The sequence below is a fragment of the Sphingomonas sp. CFBP 8760 genome (assembly GCF_014841615.1).
Lineage (GTDB): Bacteria > Pseudomonadota > Alphaproteobacteria > Sphingomonadales > Sphingomonadaceae > Sphingomonas.
Map to the genome: position 1 here is coordinate 403377 of NZ_JACYUG010000001.1, position 15269 is coordinate 418645.

Genomic DNA, 15269 nt, shown 5'->3' on the forward strand with positions numbered 1-15269 from the left:
TATGCCACCGGCCGAAACCGATCAGCGCGGCGGCGTGCCGGGGCTGGTCGTGGTCGGCGTGCCGGGCGCGTCGCCCATCGTGCCGGTCGTACCCATCGTTCCCGTGGTGCCGGGCGTTCCCATCGTCCCGCCCATGGTCCCGGCCGTGCCGGTGCCCATGGTGCCGCTCGGATCGGTGGGCGTCGTGGTGCCCGTGCCGGCCGAACCGGGGCGGCGGGTACGGTTGGTCGAACGCTGGCCGTTACGGTTGCCGGTGGTCGACCGCACCGACGAGTCCGGCGTGCCGGGATTCACTTGGGTGGAACCCATAGTGCCAGGGGTCGATCCGGCATTGTCGATTGTCTGGCCGGCCGTCGGCATACCGGTGCTGCCCATGGTGCCCGTGGTCGTGCCGTTCGTAGGCGATGTCGGCATGGTCTGGGCAAATGCTGCGGCAGGAATCAAGAGTCCAACGGCGATCGCCGGCAGATGAATACGCATGGTTTCTCTCCTGTATATTGTAAGAAGCCAAACGTATCTGATAGTTAACCGTTCCGTCTATTATCCGCACTGGGCGCGGTGGAGCAACGCCTGGTCGGCCAAGACCAGTGCGACCATCGCTTCCACCACCGGTACGCCGCGAATGCCGACACAGGGATCATGACGGCCACGCGTCGCGATTTCCGCCGCCGCGCCGTCGCGGGTGATGGTTTCCACCGGGGTCAGGATCGAACTGGTCGGCTTGAACGCGACCCGGAGCCGGATCGGCTGACCGGTGGCGATGCCGCCCGCGATCCCGCCGGCATGGTTGGCGAGGAATTCGGGTGCATCGGCGCCGGGTCGCATCGGATCGGCGTTCTGCTCGCCCGACAGCGCGGCGGCGGCGAACCCGTCGCCGATCTCCACCCCCTTCACCGCATTGATCCCCATGCAGGCGGCGGCCAGTTCGGCATCCAGCTTGGCATAAAGCGGCGCGCCCCAGCCGGCCGGCACCCCGGTCGCCTCGCACGCCACCACCGCCCCCAGCGACGATCCAGCCTTACGCGCGGTATCGACCAGTTCCTCCCAGCGGCGAGCCGCCACGGGATCGGGGCAGAAGAACGGGTTGCGATCGATTTCGGCCGGATCGAACGCGGCGGGATCGATCGCGTCGCCGCCGATCGCCTCCACCCATGCCCGCACCCGCACCTGCGGGATCACCAGCCGCGCCACGGCGCCGGCCGCCACGCGCGACGCGGTTTCTCGCGCCGACGAGCGACCGCCACCGCGATGGTCGCGAAACCCGTATTTCGCGTCATAGGCGTAATCAGCATGGCCGGGGCGATAGGCCTTGGCGACCTCCGAATAATCCTTCGATCGCTGGTCGACATTCTCGATCATCAGGCTGATCGGCGTACCCGTCGTCCGCCCCTCGAACACGCCGGACAGGATGCGCACCGCATCCGGTTCACGCCGCTGCGTGGTGAAGCGCGAGGTGCCGGGGCGGCGGCGGTCCAGCCATGGCTGGATATCGCCTTCCGTCAGCGCGATCCCCGGCGGACACCCGTCGACCACCACGCCGATCGCCGGGCCATGGCTTTCGCCCCACGTCGTGAAGCGCAGGACGCGGCCGAAGCTGTTCCAGCTCATGCGGCGCGCGATGCCGCGCGGGTCATGTCGCCGCGCCCCGCCAGGATGCCGGCGATCGAGATATCCTCGTCGAGCACTTCCCAATGCAGCCCGCCAGCACTGATCTCGACCTGCCGCCGCGCCTCGGCCGAACCATGGAGCAGGCGGGGAAACCACGCCAGGGGCACACCTACGGTGCGGCCATCCTCCAGCCTTACCCACATCTGGTCGTCATCGAAATCGACGCTAAGCGCCCGTGCCGAAATGGTCATGCCACGCTCCTTCAATTTCGTTCCGGCGTGCCTCGACAATGGCGGCGATCCACCGCCGGGTGCGGACATCGAAGCCATTGTTATCGGCATAGGCCACCTCGGGGTAAAGCCATAGCTTCGCATCGACGCCATCTTTCAGGACATGGATGTGCAGCGGCTCCCGCGGATCGCCTTCGTTCGAGAAGAAGTAGAACCGGAATCCCCGTTCCCGAAAGACGACCGGCATTACGCCAGTGCGATGTCGGGCGCGTCCTCGGCCTTCATGCCGATCACGTTGTAGCCGGCATCGACATGATGGATCTCGCCGGTCACGCCGCTGGCGAGATCGGAGAGCATGTAGAGGCCAGCGCCGCCGACATCCTCGATCGTCACGGTGCGGCGTAGCGGGCTGTTCAGCTCGTTCCATTTCAGGATGTAGTTGAAATCGCCGATGCCGCGCGCCGCCAGCGTCTGGATCGGGCCGGCGGAGATCGCGTTGATCCGGATGTTCTCCGGCCCCAGATCGACCGCGAGATACTTCACGCTGGTTTCCAGCGCCGCCTTGGCCACGCCCATGACGTTGTAATGGGGAATGACCTTTTCCGCGCCATAATAGGTCAGCGTCAGGATCGAGCCGCCGTTCGGCATCATCCGGCGCGCGCGCTGTGCGACCGCGACCAGCGAATAGGCGGAGATGTTCATCGTCATCAGGAAATTGTCGAGCGTGGTGTCGTAATAGCGACCGCGCAGCTGCGACTTGTCCGAAAAACCGATCGCGTGGACGACGAAGTCGATCGTCGGCCATTCCTCGGCCAGCGCGGCGAACGTGGCATCGAGCGCCGCCATGTCCGACACGTCGCAATCGAACAGCCGCGCGGTGCCCAGTTGTTCGGCCAACGGGCGGACCCGCTTGGCCATCGCCTCTCCCTGATAGGAGAAGGCGAGTTCGGCCCCCGCCGCCGACAGGGACTTCGCGATCCCCCATGCCAGCGACTTGTCATTGGCGAGGCCCATGATGAGCCCCCGTTTGCCTGCCATCAATCCGTTCACGCGATCCATCGCCCTATGCCGTCACTTGTGCCGTTGTTATCGGGGCATCGTGTAGCGCCGCTTCGGGCGGTTCCGCCAGTGCCGCGTTCAAATGCGCACCGAAAACCAGCCCCAACCCGATGATATAGAAGAACAGCAGCATCACGATGACGCCCGCCAGACTGCCATAGGTGAGATCGTATCCGCCCAGTTGCGCCAGCGCGACCGGCAGCAGCGCGGTCATGCTGACCCACCAGATCGTCGTGAAGGCGGCACCCGGCCATTTGCGGCTGTCGGTGTAGCGATACTTGGACGGGGTCACCGAATAGAACAGCATGTACAGCGCGCCGAACATGATGAGCCCGGGAATGAAGCGGGCCAGCCCGATCAGCCCGACCCAGTCCTGCGCGAACGGCAGCAGGCGATAGACGAACTGTTCCGCCGCGGTCAGCAGCCCCTGCGCCAGGAACGAGAACAGCGCGACGACGACCGAGAGGATGATGACCCCGGCCGACGACAGCCGCGATTTCCAGAAGGCGGCGGTCGCCTTCAGCCCATAGGCGCGGTGGAAGATGTCGCGGATCGTCTCGACGAAGCCGCTGACCGTCCACAGGCCGACCAGCCCCCCCAGCCACAGCAGATTGCCGGTCCGCGCCGCCAGCACGTCCGCGATCGGCTTTTGCAGCAGCGCGGCGACATCGGGCGGCAGGACATGCAGGAAGCCGTTGACGGCGCGGATCGTCTCCTCGCTCTGCCCCAGCAGCGACAGCAGCGCCGCCGCGGTGATGAAGAACGGGAACAGCGTCATCAACGCCAGATAGGCGAGGTTGCCGGCATGGGTGAAACCGTCGTTAAACACGCCGATCGCGGCGCGCTTCATCACCTCGAACGCGTAGCTGCCCGGCCGCACCTTGGCCAGCTGGCGGTCGAAGCGCGCCCGCGTGCCGTGCCGGCTGCGCGATTCGGGGGTAAGGTCATCATCGTCCACGAGGCGTTCAGACGCCCATGGCCGCCCGCGGGTTCCCCTTGTCGCGTCCCGGCCACCCCTCGACGAAGCCGCGCAGCGCCGCATCGTCGGCGGGCAATTCGACCATCAGCGTGACGAGCTGGTCGCCGCGCTCGCCGCCCTTGCGGGGAAAACCCTTGCCTTTCAACCGCAGGACCCGGCCCGAGCTGGTGCCGGCGGGAATGGTGAGCATCACCGGATTATCCACGGTCGGCGCCTTCACCTTGCCGCCCAGCACCGCCTCCGCCAGCGAGATCGGCAGGTTCAGGCGGATATCGTCGCCGTCCCGCTCGAAGAAGCGGTGCGGCTGGATATCGATCGTGACGATCGCGTCGCCCGCGCCGCCCGGCCCCGGATCGCCCTTGCCCGACAGGCGCATCTGCGTGCCGGACTGGACGCCGGCGGGCAGCTTGACCTCGATCGCCTTGCCGTCGCCCAGCGTCACCCGCTGCGGCGCGAGCGTGGCGGCATCGGTGAACGACACCTGCAACCGGTACTGGACGTCCGCGCCCTTGGGCAGGGGCTGGCGTCGCCCGAACCCGCCCTGGAAGCCACCGCGCGGCGCGCCGCCACCGCCGCCGCCGAACAGCCCCTCGAAAATGTCGCTCATATCGGCGCCGTCGCCGCCGAAGTCGAAGCCCTGCGGCCGGGCACCGGGCCCCGGGCCATAGCCGGGGCGGCCGCCGGCCGGGCCACCGCCGCCGAAGCCGAACGGCGCGGCGGGATTGCCATCGCCGTCGATCTCGCCCCGGTCGAAACGGGCGCGCTTGTCCTTGTCGGACAGCAGGTCATAGGCGTTGGTGACCTGGCTGAACCGTTCCGCCGCCTTCGGATTGTCGCGATTGCGGTCGGGGTGCAGCTCCTTGGCGAGCTTGCGATAGGCTTTCTTGATATCGGCCTCGGCCGCCGTTCGGGCGACGCCGAGGGTCTTGTAGGGATCGGCCATTCACGCGTCCTTGGTGTATTACCCGGCTATGTTGGTCGGCTATGTGGGGCAGCGCGCGGCACAGTGCAACGCACTTGCCGCCCCCCGATCGCGGACCCGTGCGTTATGCCATGCGACGACATGGAACGTGGGAGAAAAAGCATGAGCGACAAGCAACCGATGCAGGCGGCGGGCGACGGCAACAATGCGGGCCGCCCCGACGGCGTGTCCGACACCCCCGCCAAGGATGCCGGCGGCGAAAGCGGCGGCGGCGCCTATCCCAATCCGCAGACGGGCAAGAAGCCGAAGAGCGGCGATATCATGGGCCATGGCGGCCAGACCGAGATCGATTACTCCGGCCCCGGCGGCAACGGCGATGGTGGTGACAATCCCAATGCCGCGACGGGAACCTGACGACAGGGTCGATCGACGGATGATATCCCGTCATTAAGGGCGGGGCGAAGCAACCCGGCGTTCCGTGTGACGCGCTGGATTGCTTCGCTTTGCTCGCAATGACGGGAAGAAGATGCCGTCAGGGCTGGATCACCAGCCGGGCATTGAGGAAGGCCGGGATCGGGCCGTTCCAGCCGTCATCGGGACCATCGTCCACCTGATGGCGGCGATAGTCGCGGCGGGGTTCGCGCTCCTGACGCTCCGGCCGGCGATCTTCCCGCACCGGCGAGGGCGCGGCGGCGCGCGGCGGCGCGGCGGGCGCCTCCACGGGAGCAACCGCCTCGTAGGCCGATTCGTCGCGCACTGGTTCGTTGCGCACCGCCTCCGGGGCCGGACGTTCACGCCGGTTGCGGCGGGGGCGCTCCTCACGCGGGGCAGGTGCTTCCGCCACCGGTGCGGCGACCGCGACGGGTGCGTCGAGCCGCGGAATCTGCTGCCCGGTCAGCTTTTCGATGTTGGCGATGTTCTCGTCGTCGTCGGGCGCGACGAAGGTATAGGCCGTGCCGGTGGCCCCCGCCCGACCGGTGCGGCCGATGCGGTGGACATAATCGTCCGGATGCCACGGCGCGTCGAAATTGAAGACGGTGCTGACACCCTTGATATCCAGCCCGCGCGCCGCGACGTCGGACGCGACGAGGATGTTGATGTGCCCGTCCTTGAACAGGTCGAGTTCGGCGATCCGCTGTGCCTGTTCCATGTCGCCATGGATTTCGCCGGACTTGAACCCGGCCTGTTTCAGCGTCTTGTTGAGTTCGCGCACCGTCGTCTTGCGGTTGCAGAAGACTATCGCGTTGGTGACCTCTTCCTGCGCCAGGATCTGGCGGAGCCGGTCGCGCTTGGCGGCGGTCGATCCGGCGACGGGGACCACCCACTGCTTGATGTTGATGTTGGTCGACGCGGGACGTGCGACCTCGATCATCTTGGGGTTTTCGAGGAACTTGTCCGCCAGCTTCTTGATCGGCGGCGGCATCGTCGCGGAGAACAGCAGGGTCTGGCGCTGCTTGGGCAGCTTGGTGCAGATTTCCTCGATATCGGGGATGAACCCCATGTCGAGCATCCGGTCCGCCTCGTCGATCACCAGCAGCGAACAGCCGTTGAGCATGATCTTGCCGCGGTTGAACAGGTCCATCAGCCGGCCCGGCGTCGCGATCAGCACGTCGACGCCCTTTTCCAGCGCGGCGAGCTGGTCGCCCATCGACACGCCGCCGATCAGCAGCGCCATCGACAGGTTGCTGTTGACTCCGTATTTCTCGAAATTCTCCGCCACCTGCGCCGCGAGTTCGCGGGTAGGCTCCAGGATCAGGCTGCGCGGCATGCGCGCCCGGCTGCGGCCATGGGCGAGGATGTCGATCATCGGCAGCACGAAACTGGCGGTCTTGCCCGTGCCCGTCTGCGCGATGCCGATGATGTCGCGCATCATCAGCACCGACGGGATCGCCGCCGCCTGAATCGGTGTCGGCTCCGTGTAGCCGGCATCGGTGACGGCGTTCAGCAGTTCGTCGGATAGGCCGAGATCGGCGAAGGGCATGCAGTTGTCCGGATAGGAGGCGCGGTTGCCGCACCCGTGCTTGTCGGGCGCTCGCCGAAACGGCCATTAAAGTCAAGGAAAGAGCGCGATTCGCCGGCCATCCCGCCCGATGCGACGAATATTCTGCGCTATCGCCGCGCCACCAGCAGCTTGAACGCGTCGATCGCGCATTTCGCGCCGGACCGGATGCGGATGACGTCGCGGTCGGCGCACAGGCGGCCATCGGGGCCGGGACGGATATAGAGGCCGGCATAGAAATCGGCGGACCGGCAATCCCCGTCCAGCCGCGCGCGCATCCAGCGGCCGTCCCCCAGCAACAGGTCGACCGAGGCGGGGACCGCGATCACCGCACCGGCGACGTCGCCGATATCGATGCACGCCGGCCCCTTCTTCTCCTTCCAGCGGCTGGCCACCGGCGCGGGGCGCGAGATCGCGGCGGGCATGCGCGGCACCCGGACGGTGATGCGTTCATGAATCACCAGTTGCGCCGTCGCAGGCGTCGACGGGCCGGCCAGCGCGACCAGCAGGACGGGCAAGGACAGGGCCAGCAGGGCGGCGGGGATCGCGGGATGGGACATGGACTGGTGGTGACGGTGGGTCGCGGTGATTGAACGGTCGATGAACCTGCCGTCATTTTGCCGCTTTTGCCAGCGGCCCAAGCGGTTGCCAGCCCCGGTTGCCAGTCCCGGCCTGCGATCGTAGCGAGGCCGGATGACCCCTGCCCAGCAAGCGATGCTCGACGATCTGGCCCGCGATCTCGACCCGGCCGCGATCGTCACCGACCGGGACCTGATCGCGCCATGGGAAGTGGACTGGCGCCAGCGCTATCGCGGCCATGCGCCGGCCCTGCTGGCTCCGCGCGATACCGCCGCGGTGACGACGATCGTGCGCGCGGCGGCACGGCACCACGTGCCGCTGGTGCCGCAGGGGGGCAACAGCTCGATGGTCGGCGGCGCGACCCCGCCGGCGGAGGGCGATGCGCTGCTGCTGTCGTTGCGGCGGCTGAACCGGATTCGGAACATCGATGCGGCGGCGGGGCTGGCCGTGGTCGAGGCGGGGGTGATCCTGTCGACGCTGCACGACGCCGCGCTGACGCAGGGCTGGCGATTCCCGCTGACGCTGGGCGCGCGGGGAACGGCGACGATCGGCGGGCTGGTGTCGACCAATGCCGGCGGCACGCAGGTGCTGCGCTTCGGCACGATGCGCGGGCTGGTCGCGGGGGTGGAGGCGGTGATGGCGGACGGCCATGTCCATGACGGGCTGGCCGCGCTGGCCAAGGACAATCGCGGCTACAGCCTCGACCAGCTGCTGATCGGGGCGGAGGGGACGCTGGGGATCGTGACCGCCGCGACGCTGCGGCTGGCGCCGGCGGTAGTGGCGCGCGGCACCGCCTGGGCCGGGGTGGCGAGCCCCGCCGACGCGCTGACGCTGCTGCGCCAGTTCCAGCGCGCCGGGCGGGCGGTGGAGAGTTTCGAGATCATGCCCGCGGATACGATGGCGGCGGCGGTGGCGCATGTGCCCGGCGCCCGCGCGCCGCTGGCCGGCCCGCATCGCTGGCACCTGCTGATCGAGGCGACGGCGGGATCGGTGGAGGAGGAGGCGCCGGACGCGCTGCTGGAGCGGGTGCTGGCGGCGGCGACCGGCGACGGGCTGGTCGGCGACGCGACGATCGCGGCCAGCGAGGCGCAGGCCGATGCCTTCTGGCGGCTGCGCGATTCGCTGTCGGATGCGGAGCGCGCGCGGGGGCCGGCGGTGCAGCACGACATCGCGGTGCCGGTGGCGGCGATGCCCGGCTTCATGATCGACGCGGCGGCGGCCTGCGATGCGCGCTTTCCCGGCACCCACGCCTCCGGCTTCGGGCATCTGGGCGACGGCAACATCCATTTCCACGTCCGTGCGCCTAAGGGGATCGATCGCGACCGCTGGTATGCCGAAGACGCGCCGGGCATCACCGCCTTCGTCCATGATCTGGTGACGGCGGCGGGCGGCACCATTTCAGCCGAGCATGGCATCGGCCAGATGAAGCGCGGCGAACTGGCCCGCCTCGCCCCGCCGGGCCGGCTGGCGGCGATGCATGCGATCAAGGCCGCGCTCGACCCCAAGGGACTGTTCAATCCGGGCAAGTTGCTTGCCCCGCACGATCCCGCACCGTAGAGCCACAGCCCATCCGGCGAGCGGGGGGTCTGCGCGCCGCACATGACAACGGAGATTCCCGCATGGCCAGCGCGCCGCAAAACCTGCCGCTCTTCTATCAGGCGCTGGAACCGCTCTCCAGCCAGATCCATGCCGATCACCGCATCCGGCCGCAGGAAACCGCGCCGTTCCTGATCGGCCAGCACGCCGTACCGGTGACGGTCGACGAATTCCCGCTGGTGCAGCGGCACATGCCGATCGTGTTCTCCAGCGGTGACGATGCGATCCCGCTGGCGCTGATGGGCCTGAACGAGGGCAGCAACGTGTTCGTCGATGGCGAAGGCAAGCTGACCGAGACGAACTTCTACGTTCCCGCCTATGTCCGCCGCTATCCGTACATGCTGGCGCGGCTGCGCCCCGAGGCGGAAGAACTGTCGCTGTGCTTCGACCCGACCTCGCCGTCGGTCGGCGTGTTCGACGAGGGTGACCGCCTGTTCGAGAATGGCGAGCCGAGCGAGGTGACCAAGCAGATCCTCGCCTTCAACGAGACGTTCGAACAGGCCGGCCAGCGTACCCAGCAGTTCATGAACGAACTGCGCGAACAGGGCCTGCTGATGGACGGCGAAGTGACGATCCAGATCGACGGCAACGCCCAGCCGTTCATCTATCGCGGTTTCCAGATGGTGAACGAGGAGAAGCTGTCGGGCCTGCGCGGCGACCAGCTGCGCAAGATGAGCCAGTCGGGGATGCTGCCGCTGCTTTATGCGCACCTGTTCTCGCTGTCGCTGATGCGCGAGATCTTCGCGCGCCAGCAGGCGACCGGCCAGATGCCCGCGCCGCAGCTTCAGCCGGCGGGCTGATCCCGCCCTCTTGCCTTTCGGGGTGATCCGCAGTCTGCTGGGCGAACCATCCGGCAGACTGCGGAGCATTTCACCCATGACCATCGGCCGCAGCATCGGAGACGCCCCGATGCTTCGTTATTCCACCGTCGCGATGTGGTTCCACTGGACGATCGCGGCGCTGGTGATCGCGAACCTGACCATCGGCCTGTTCCACGATGCGTTGCCGGGCGGATCGATGTCCGCGCACAAGGCGATCGGGCTGACCGTGCTGGCACTGACCCTTGCCCGGATCGCGTGGCGGCTGGGCCACCGGCCCCCGCCCCTGCCCGCCACCACCCCCGGCTGGGAACGCGGCGCGGCGCATGCGACGCACTGGCTGCTCTATATCCTGATGGTGGCGATGCCGGTGACGGGGTGGATGATGGTGTCCGGTTCCGCCACCCGGCGGCCGCTCGACTGGTTCGGGCTGTTCGACCTGCCCTATCTGCCGGTCGGGCCGCAGGCGGGCGGGATCGGGCATAATGCCCATGCGATCCTCGGCTGGCTGATGCTGGCGCTGGTCGCGCTGCATGTCGCCGCGGCGCTGCGCCACCGGCTGATCCTGCGCGACGGGATGCTGGCACGGATGGCACCCGCGCTGGATCGATGATTCCCGCCAGGGCGACGACTTTTTCGTCATGGCCCTTGAACCAAATCGGCCCTCACCCATTTATCAATCGTACGGTTCTTGTGTCCCCCCTTTCGCAAGGCCGTACGACACGCTTTTAGCGTGTCTCCTCCCTGAACCTCGGCCACCTCGCGCGGATTACCGCACGAGGTGGTTTTTTTATTCGGCGGCCTGTGCCAGCGGCAGCGCCCGTGCCTCGTCGGCCAATGCATCGATCATCTCGCGCACCAGCGTGGCGGTAGCGGCCAGACCGGTGCCGGTCCCATTGAGCGCGGCGTCGAGATACAGCGAGCGATCGAGTTCGAGCTGGATGGCATGGATACCGCGACCGGGCCGGCCATGGCGCTCCACGATATACCCGCCGGCATAGGGCATGTTGGCGGCGCAGGCGATGCCGGCATCCGCCGCCACGCGCTCGACCCGCGCCGTGAACCTGGTGCCGCAACTGCGCCCGAACCGGTCGCCGATCACGACATGGGGTCCACGGGGCGACAGCGGCGGCATCGAATGGAGGTCGAACAGTATCGCGATCCCGAACCGGGCACGCGCCGCCGCCAGCAGCGCGTCGAGCGCCCGGTGATAGGGATGGTGATCGGCGGCGATGCGCGCATCGATTTCCTCGCCGGTGAACCGCCGCCGCCACAGGTCGCCCGCGCCCGAGACGCGGCGCGGCACCAGCCCCAGTCCGCTGCGCAGCTTTGCCGAGGGCTGGCGCTGTGGCACCGCACCGGCATCGACCTGCGGATCGCGTTCCCGCTCGGCGCGGTTCAGATCGATCCACGCGCGGCCACGCCGCTGGACCAGGACGGTTTCGGAGCGGCACGCGGCGGCGGCGACGCGATCGACGTACCGGTCTTCCAGTGCCGCCAGCGCGGTGACGGGCACGCGCAACGCATCCAGCAGGGCGGCGGGATATTCCCTGCCGGCATGGGAGACGGAGACGATGACCGGCGATGCCGGATCGTCGCTGCCCCAGCAATCATAGCCCTTGTCCATCGGCGGCAGCGTAAGGCGGATCGCGGCGGGTGCAAGGGGAGGTACAAAGAGGCGGCGCTGCGGCCAACGGTGGCGACACGAACGGCGCGATAACGAAAGGGGCCGCCGTGGCGATCCACGACGGCCCCTTTCAGACGATCCGAGCGATCAGTTCTTGTCGATCTTGATCGGCAGGAACCGGGCCGGGGTGCGGCCACGCTGGGCGAGGACCAGCACCTGCGGCCGGCCCTGCTGGCGGGCCTGTGCGATCGCCGCGGTCATTTCCGCGGGGCTGCGCACCGGCGTGCCGTTGATCGCCGAGATCACGTCGCCGCGGCGCAGCTTGCCGGCGGCATCGCTTGACCCGTCGACCTGCGCAACGACCACACCCTGCACGGTGGAATCGACATTCACCTGCCGGGCGATCGCCGGGGTCAGCGTCTGCACGGTGAGGCCCAGCGTGTTGCTGCCGGCAGGGGCGACCTGTCCGGTGGTGGCACCCTCTTCCTCGCTGCCGAAATCGTCACCCTGCCCGGTCAGCGCCGCCAGTTGCTGCGTCGACGGACGCGCCGCGACCGTCACGCTGGCGGTGGCGGGCCGGCCGCCACGGATGTAATCGAGCCGCGCGGTCTGCCCCGGCGTCACGTTCGACACCAGGTAGGACAGCGTCGTATCCGGCGTCACCGCCTGACCGTTGACCTTCGTCACCACGTCACCCGCGCGCAGGCCCGCCTTGGCAGCCGGACCGCCCGGCGAGACGCCGGCGAGCAGTTCGCCCTGGTTCTTGGCGATGCCGAGGGCGGCGGCGGTTTCGTCATCGACCGGACCACCCTGAAGCGTCACGCCCAGATAGCCGCGCTGGATCTTGCCGCCCTTCATCAGCGTGCTGATGATGGGCTTGGCCTCCTCGGCGGGGATCGCGAAGCCGATGCCGATATTGCCGCCCGACTGCGAGAAGATCTGGCTGTTGATGCCGATCACGTCGCCGTTCAGGTTGAACATCGGGCCGCCGGAGTTGCCCTGGTTGATCGAGGCGTCGGTCTGGATGAACCGGTCATAGGCACCGCCCTGCCCGGTCACACGGTGGACAGCGGACACGATCCCCGCCGTCACCGTGCCGCCAAGGCCGAACGGCTGGCCGATCGCGACCACCCAGTCGCCGACGCGCGCCCGCGCGGAATCGCCGAACTTCACGAACGGCAGGTTGGCGGCATCGATCTTCAGGACCGCGAGATCGGAATCCTCGTCGCGGCCGATCAGCCGGGCGGTATATTCCTTGCGGTCGTTGAGCGTGACGGTGATCGATTCCACCGTCGCCCCGCGCGCCGGCGCGACGACGTGGCTGTTGGTCACGACATAGCCATCGGGCGAAATCAGGAAGCCGGAACCGAGCGACTGGCCTTCACGCTTCTGCGGCTGGCCGCCACCGCCCTGCCCCTGACCGAAGAACTGCTCGAACGGCGTGCCGGCGAACGGGTTCGCCTGCTGCGCGGGTGCTGCGATCGACTGTTTGGTGGAGATGTTGACCACCGCGGGCTGCAGCTTCGCGACCATGTCGGCGAAGCTCATCGGCGCGCCGGCCTTGGGGGACGCGGCCTGGATCGTGCCGGGCTCGTTCTGGGCAGTCTGCGCGGTGCTCGGTTGCAGCGCGACCGTCGCGGTCGCACCGCCGAGCAACAGGGCACCGGTAATGGCGTAGGCGTAGCGCACTTTTGTCACTTCCTCTCGTTCGTCGTTCGAACCCGGCGATCTATCGCCGAAATCGGCTGAACGATGGTTGAATATGAACGGATCGGCCCGAATGGGGCCGACGCGTTCCGTCTTTAACGTCCCCGGCCCTCGAACTCCCGAAGATATGAATTGTTCGGCGACAGGATGATCGAGGTGGCACCACGCCCCTCGGTGTTGCCGTCACCCACGAAGGTACGGCGATAGGACTGCATGGCGCGGTAGAAGTCGTAGAAATCGGCGTCCTTGCCAAAGCTCTGCGCGTAGATGCGCGACGCTTCGGCATCGGCGTCCGCCTGCACCACACGGGCGCGACGCTGCCCCTCGGCGGTGATGGTGATCGCCTCCTGCTGGCGCGCGGTCTGCATCCGGCGGAGCGCGCTGTCGAGCGGCGTCCCCTCGGGCAGTTCGGCCTGCTTGATCCGCACATCGACGATCTCGACACCGTACTGGCGCGCGCGACGATCGAGCCCGGTCTGGATATCGTCCATCACCTGATTGCGCTCGGCAGTCAGCAACCGCGCGAACGGCACCTTGCCCAGTTCGTTGCGCAGCGTGGAGCCGAACAACGGACGCAACTGGTTCTGCACCCCTTCCTCGCCACCGGCGGTCGCCAGCATCAGCCGGGGATCGATGACGCGAAAGCGTGCAAAGGCGTCGACGTTCAGCCGCAACTGGTCGCTCGACAGCACCGGCGTGTTTTCCAGATCGAGGTCGAGCGTGCGCTTGTCGACCCAGGTGATGCGATCGAGGAACGGCACGCGCGCGATCAGCCCGGCGCCGGAATTGCCCGGCTGTTCGTTCGCCTGATAGCGATTGACCACCCGGATCGGCTGGGCGAGGCGATAGACCACCGCCTGCTTCGTCTCCGGCACGATCGCGAAGGTCGCGGCCGCCAAGATCACCAGCAGCAACGCGGCGATCCCGAGGAAGACGGGGTTCTTCCAGTTCAGCTCGTTCACTGGCCGGCTCCCGCCTGAACGGTGGGTTGCGGCGCGGCCTGCGCCTCGGGTGCGCGGCGCGCCTGCGGCAACGGCAGATAGGGCACCACGCTGGACGGCTCCACGATCGTCTTGTCGGATTTGGCCAGCACGGCCTCCATGGTCTCGTAATACATGCGGCGACGCGTCACTTCGGGCGCGAGGCGATACTGGGCATAGACGCGGTCGAATGCCGCCGCCTCACCCTGCGCGTTGGCGATCACCTGTTGCGCATAGGAGCGCGCCTTGTTGACCGCGCCGACCGCTTCCTGCTGGGCCGCCGTCACCTTGTTGAAATCGTCGACGATCTGCTGCGGCGCGGCGGCGCGGTTGATCGAGACGCCCTGGATGCGCACGCCGGAACGGTAGCTGTTGAGGATCGACTGCATCGATTCCGCCACCCGCTGCTCGATCGTGGTGCGGCCGGCGCCCAACGCCTGATCCAGCGTGGTGGTGGCGATCACCGCGCGCATCGCGCTCTCGGCGGCGGCGCGCACCGTTTCCTCCGGCTGGGCGAGCTGGAACACGTAGTCGCGCGGATCGCCGATGTTCCAGCGGACCGAGTAGGTGAGGTCGACGATGTTCTGGTCGCCGGTCAGCGCCAGATTGACGCCGTCGCCACGAGGGAAGTTCTCGGTGCGGAACCGCTGCACGTCCACCGTCTGCACGCGTGCGATCGGCGCGGGCGGGGTCAGCTGCACGCCCGGCTGCAAGGTGCCGGCATAGCGGCCGAAATAGGTCACGACGCCGCGCTGCTGCGGCCCGATCTGATGGATGGAGGTGAACAGCAGCCATGCGACCACGATCGCCCCGATCCCGATGCCCCACAGCGCCCGTGGATTGGCCCCGCCGGGCAGGCCGGGAAAGCCGCCGCCGCCACCGCCGCCGGGACCGCGCGCCTTCTTCAGGAACTCGTCGAGCGCGGTAGGACGCGCGGCCCCCTTGCGGCCGCCGGGGGGCAGCGCCCATGGATTGCGCGGGCCGCCGCCATTGCCGCCGTCGTCGCCGGCGCCTCCCCATGGGCCCTTGGGATTGTCGGTGGCAAGGATAGTCGGGCGCTTCCACCAGCGCGGCAGGATCGTCATGCACCCTGTATAGGAAGGCTGACGCGCGAAAAACAGTGCCAAGCGGGACCTGTGTGCCTATCTGCGCGGACATGGCCGAT

17 protein-coding genes are annotated in these 15269 nt (G+C 68.0%); 4 read left to right on the forward strand and 13 right to left on the reverse strand.

The genetic code is table 11. The features are described 5' to 3' along the window. Window positions 1-21 precede the first annotated feature (21 nt). The 7 genes from IFT82_RS01900 to IFT82_RS01930 all read right to left on the reverse strand — a co-directional run bounded on the left by IFT82_RS01900 (window position 22) and on the right by IFT82_RS01930 (window position 4819). Window positions 22-414, reverse strand: a complete 393-nt coding sequence (locus tag IFT82_RS01900) for a hypothetical protein (RefSeq protein ID WP_244646353.1) — start codon at window positions 412-414, stop codon at window positions 22-24. Window positions 415-540: 126 nt separating this feature from the next. Then, window positions 541-1608: a chorismate synthase gene (aroC, locus tag IFT82_RS01905; RefSeq protein ID WP_192123854.1), complete on the reverse strand. Its 1068-nt coding sequence runs from the start codon at window positions 1606-1608 to the stop codon at window positions 541-543. Further along, a complete protein-coding gene (locus IFT82_RS01910; protein WP_192123856.1) occupies window positions 1605-1859 on the reverse strand; it encodes a DUF2442 domain-containing protein in 255 nt (84 codons plus the stop codon). Before IFT82_RS01910 ends, aroC begins: the two co-directional genes overlap by 4 nt. After that, complete coding sequence (locus IFT82_RS01915; RefSeq protein WP_192123858.1) at window positions 1834-2085, reverse strand: DUF4160 domain-containing protein; 252 nt, start codon at window positions 2083-2085, stop codon at window positions 1834-1836. Before IFT82_RS01915 ends, IFT82_RS01910 begins: the two co-directional genes overlap by 26 nt. Next, a complete protein-coding gene (fabI, locus tag IFT82_RS01920) occupies window positions 2085-2888 on the reverse strand; it encodes an enoyl-ACP reductase FabI (RefSeq protein ID WP_342355025.1) in 804 nt (267 codons plus the stop codon). The genes IFT82_RS01915 and fabI overlap by 1 nt, the downstream gene beginning before the upstream one ends. Before the next feature lie 13 nt (window positions 2889-2901). Next, window positions 2902-3855 (reverse strand): YihY/virulence factor BrkB family protein, encoded by a 954-nt coding sequence (locus IFT82_RS01925; RefSeq protein ID WP_342355014.1) that lies wholly within the window; start codon window positions 3853-3855, stop codon window positions 2902-2904. Window positions 3856-3862: 7 nt separating this feature from the next. Continuing rightward, window positions 3863-4819 (reverse strand): DnaJ C-terminal domain-containing protein, encoded by a 957-nt coding sequence (locus tag IFT82_RS01930; RefSeq protein WP_192123865.1) that lies wholly within the window; start codon window positions 4817-4819, stop codon window positions 3863-3865. Between the two features lie 141 nt (window positions 4820-4960). On the opposite strand from IFT82_RS01930, the gene IFT82_RS01935 reads away from it, so the two are divergent. Beyond that, window positions 4961-5212 carry a hypothetical protein gene (locus tag IFT82_RS01935; protein WP_192123867.1) on the forward strand — a complete coding sequence of 84 codons (252 nt, stop codon included), beginning with the start codon at window positions 4961-4963 and terminating at the stop codon, window positions 5210-5212. 118 nt (window positions 5213-5330) lie between these two features. Here the strand turns inward: IFT82_RS01935 and IFT82_RS01940 are convergent, their stop codons facing one another. Then, window positions 5331-6779 (reverse strand): DEAD/DEAH box helicase, encoded by a 1449-nt coding sequence (locus tag IFT82_RS01940; protein WP_192123869.1) that lies wholly within the window; start codon window positions 6777-6779, stop codon window positions 5331-5333. A 128-nt stretch (window positions 6780-6907) separates the two neighbouring features. Continuing rightward, complete coding sequence (locus IFT82_RS01945; protein WP_192123871.1) at window positions 6908-7357, reverse strand: hypothetical protein; 450 nt, start codon at window positions 7355-7357, stop codon at window positions 6908-6910. 133 nt (window positions 7358-7490) lie between these two features. On the opposite strand from IFT82_RS01945, the gene IFT82_RS01950 reads away from it, so the two are divergent. The 3 genes from IFT82_RS01950 to IFT82_RS01960 all read left to right on the forward strand — a co-directional run bounded on the left by IFT82_RS01950 (window position 7491) and on the right by IFT82_RS01960 (window position 10403). Continuing rightward, the gene (locus IFT82_RS01950) at window positions 7491-8933 is read left to right on the forward strand and encodes an FAD-binding oxidoreductase (RefSeq protein ID WP_192123873.1); all 1443 of its coding nucleotides are present in this window, start codon (window positions 7491-7493) and stop codon (window positions 8931-8933) included. A 62-nt stretch (window positions 8934-8995) separates the two neighbouring features. Further along, entirely contained in the window at window positions 8996-9772 is a 777-nt protein-coding gene (locus tag IFT82_RS01955; RefSeq protein WP_192123875.1) for a SapC family protein, read from the forward strand. A gap of 109 nt (window positions 9773-9881) precedes the next feature. Next, a complete protein-coding gene (locus tag IFT82_RS01960; protein ID WP_192124306.1) occupies window positions 9882-10403 on the forward strand; it encodes a cytochrome b in 522 nt (173 codons plus the stop codon). 177 nt (window positions 10404-10580) lie between these two features. Here the strand turns inward: IFT82_RS01960 and IFT82_RS01965 are convergent, their stop codons facing one another. The 4 genes from IFT82_RS01965 to hflK form a co-directional block, all read right to left on the reverse strand. Beyond that, complete coding sequence (locus IFT82_RS01965; RefSeq protein ID WP_192123877.1) at window positions 10581-11417, reverse strand: N-formylglutamate amidohydrolase; 837 nt, start codon at window positions 11415-11417, stop codon at window positions 10581-10583. Between the two features lie 147 nt (window positions 11418-11564). Then, window positions 11565-13106 (reverse strand): Do family serine endopeptidase, encoded by a 1542-nt coding sequence (locus tag IFT82_RS01970; RefSeq protein ID WP_192123879.1) that lies wholly within the window; start codon window positions 13104-13106, stop codon window positions 11565-11567. Between the two features lie 113 nt (window positions 13107-13219). Further along, entirely contained in the window at window positions 13220-14086 is an 867-nt protein-coding gene (hflC, locus tag IFT82_RS01975; RefSeq protein WP_342355015.1) for a protease modulator HflC, read from the reverse strand. After that, a complete protein-coding gene (gene hflK / locus IFT82_RS01980; protein ID WP_192123881.1) occupies window positions 14083-15189 on the reverse strand; it encodes a protease modulator HflK in 1107 nt (368 codons plus the stop codon). The genes hflC and hflK overlap by 4 nt, the downstream gene beginning before the upstream one ends. Window positions 15190-15269: the final 80 nt, after the last annotated feature.

Coding starts and splice junctions, on each gene's coding strand:
- IFT82_RS01900 (WP_244646353.1), bottom strand. CDS start 414: ATGCCGACATCGCCTACGAACGGCACGACCACGGGCACCATGGGCAGC.
- aroC (WP_192123854.1), bottom strand. CDS start 1,608: ATGAGCTGGAACAGCTTCGGCCGCGTCCTGCGCTTCACGACGTGGGGC.
- IFT82_RS01910 (WP_192123856.1), bottom strand. CDS start 1,859: ATGACCATTTCGGCACGGGCGCTTAGCGTCGATTTCGATGACGACCAG.
- IFT82_RS01915 (WP_192123858.1), bottom strand. CDS start 2,085: ATGCCGGTCGTCTTTCGGGAACGGGGATTCCGGTTCTACTTCTTCTCG.
- IFT82_RS01930 (WP_192123865.1), bottom strand. CDS start 4,819: ATGGCCGATCCCTACAAGACCCTCGGCGTCGCCCGAACGGCGGCCGAG.
- IFT82_RS01935 (WP_192123867.1), top strand. CDS start 4,961: ATGAGCGACAAGCAACCGATGCAGGCGGCGGGCGACGGCAACAATGCG.
- IFT82_RS01940 (WP_192123869.1), bottom strand. CDS start 6,779: ATGCCCTTCGCCGATCTCGGCCTATCCGACGAACTGCTGAACGCCGTC.
- IFT82_RS01945 (WP_192123871.1), bottom strand. CDS start 7,357: ATGTCCCATCCCGCGATCCCCGCCGCCCTGCTGGCCCTGTCCTTGCCC.
- IFT82_RS01950 (WP_192123873.1), top strand. CDS start 7,491: ATGACCCCTGCCCAGCAAGCGATGCTCGACGATCTGGCCCGCGATCTC.
- IFT82_RS01955 (WP_192123875.1), top strand. CDS start 8,996: ATGGCCAGCGCGCCGCAAAACCTGCCGCTCTTCTATCAGGCGCTGGAA.
- IFT82_RS01960 (WP_192124306.1), top strand. CDS start 9,882: ATGCTTCGTTATTCCACCGTCGCGATGTGGTTCCACTGGACGATCGCG.
- IFT82_RS01965 (WP_192123877.1), bottom strand. CDS start 11,417: ATGGACAAGGGCTATGATTGCTGGGGCAGCGACGATCCGGCATCGCCG.
- hflK (WP_192123881.1), bottom strand. CDS start 15,189: ATGACGATCCTGCCGCGCTGGTGGAAGCGCCCGACTATCCTTGCCACC.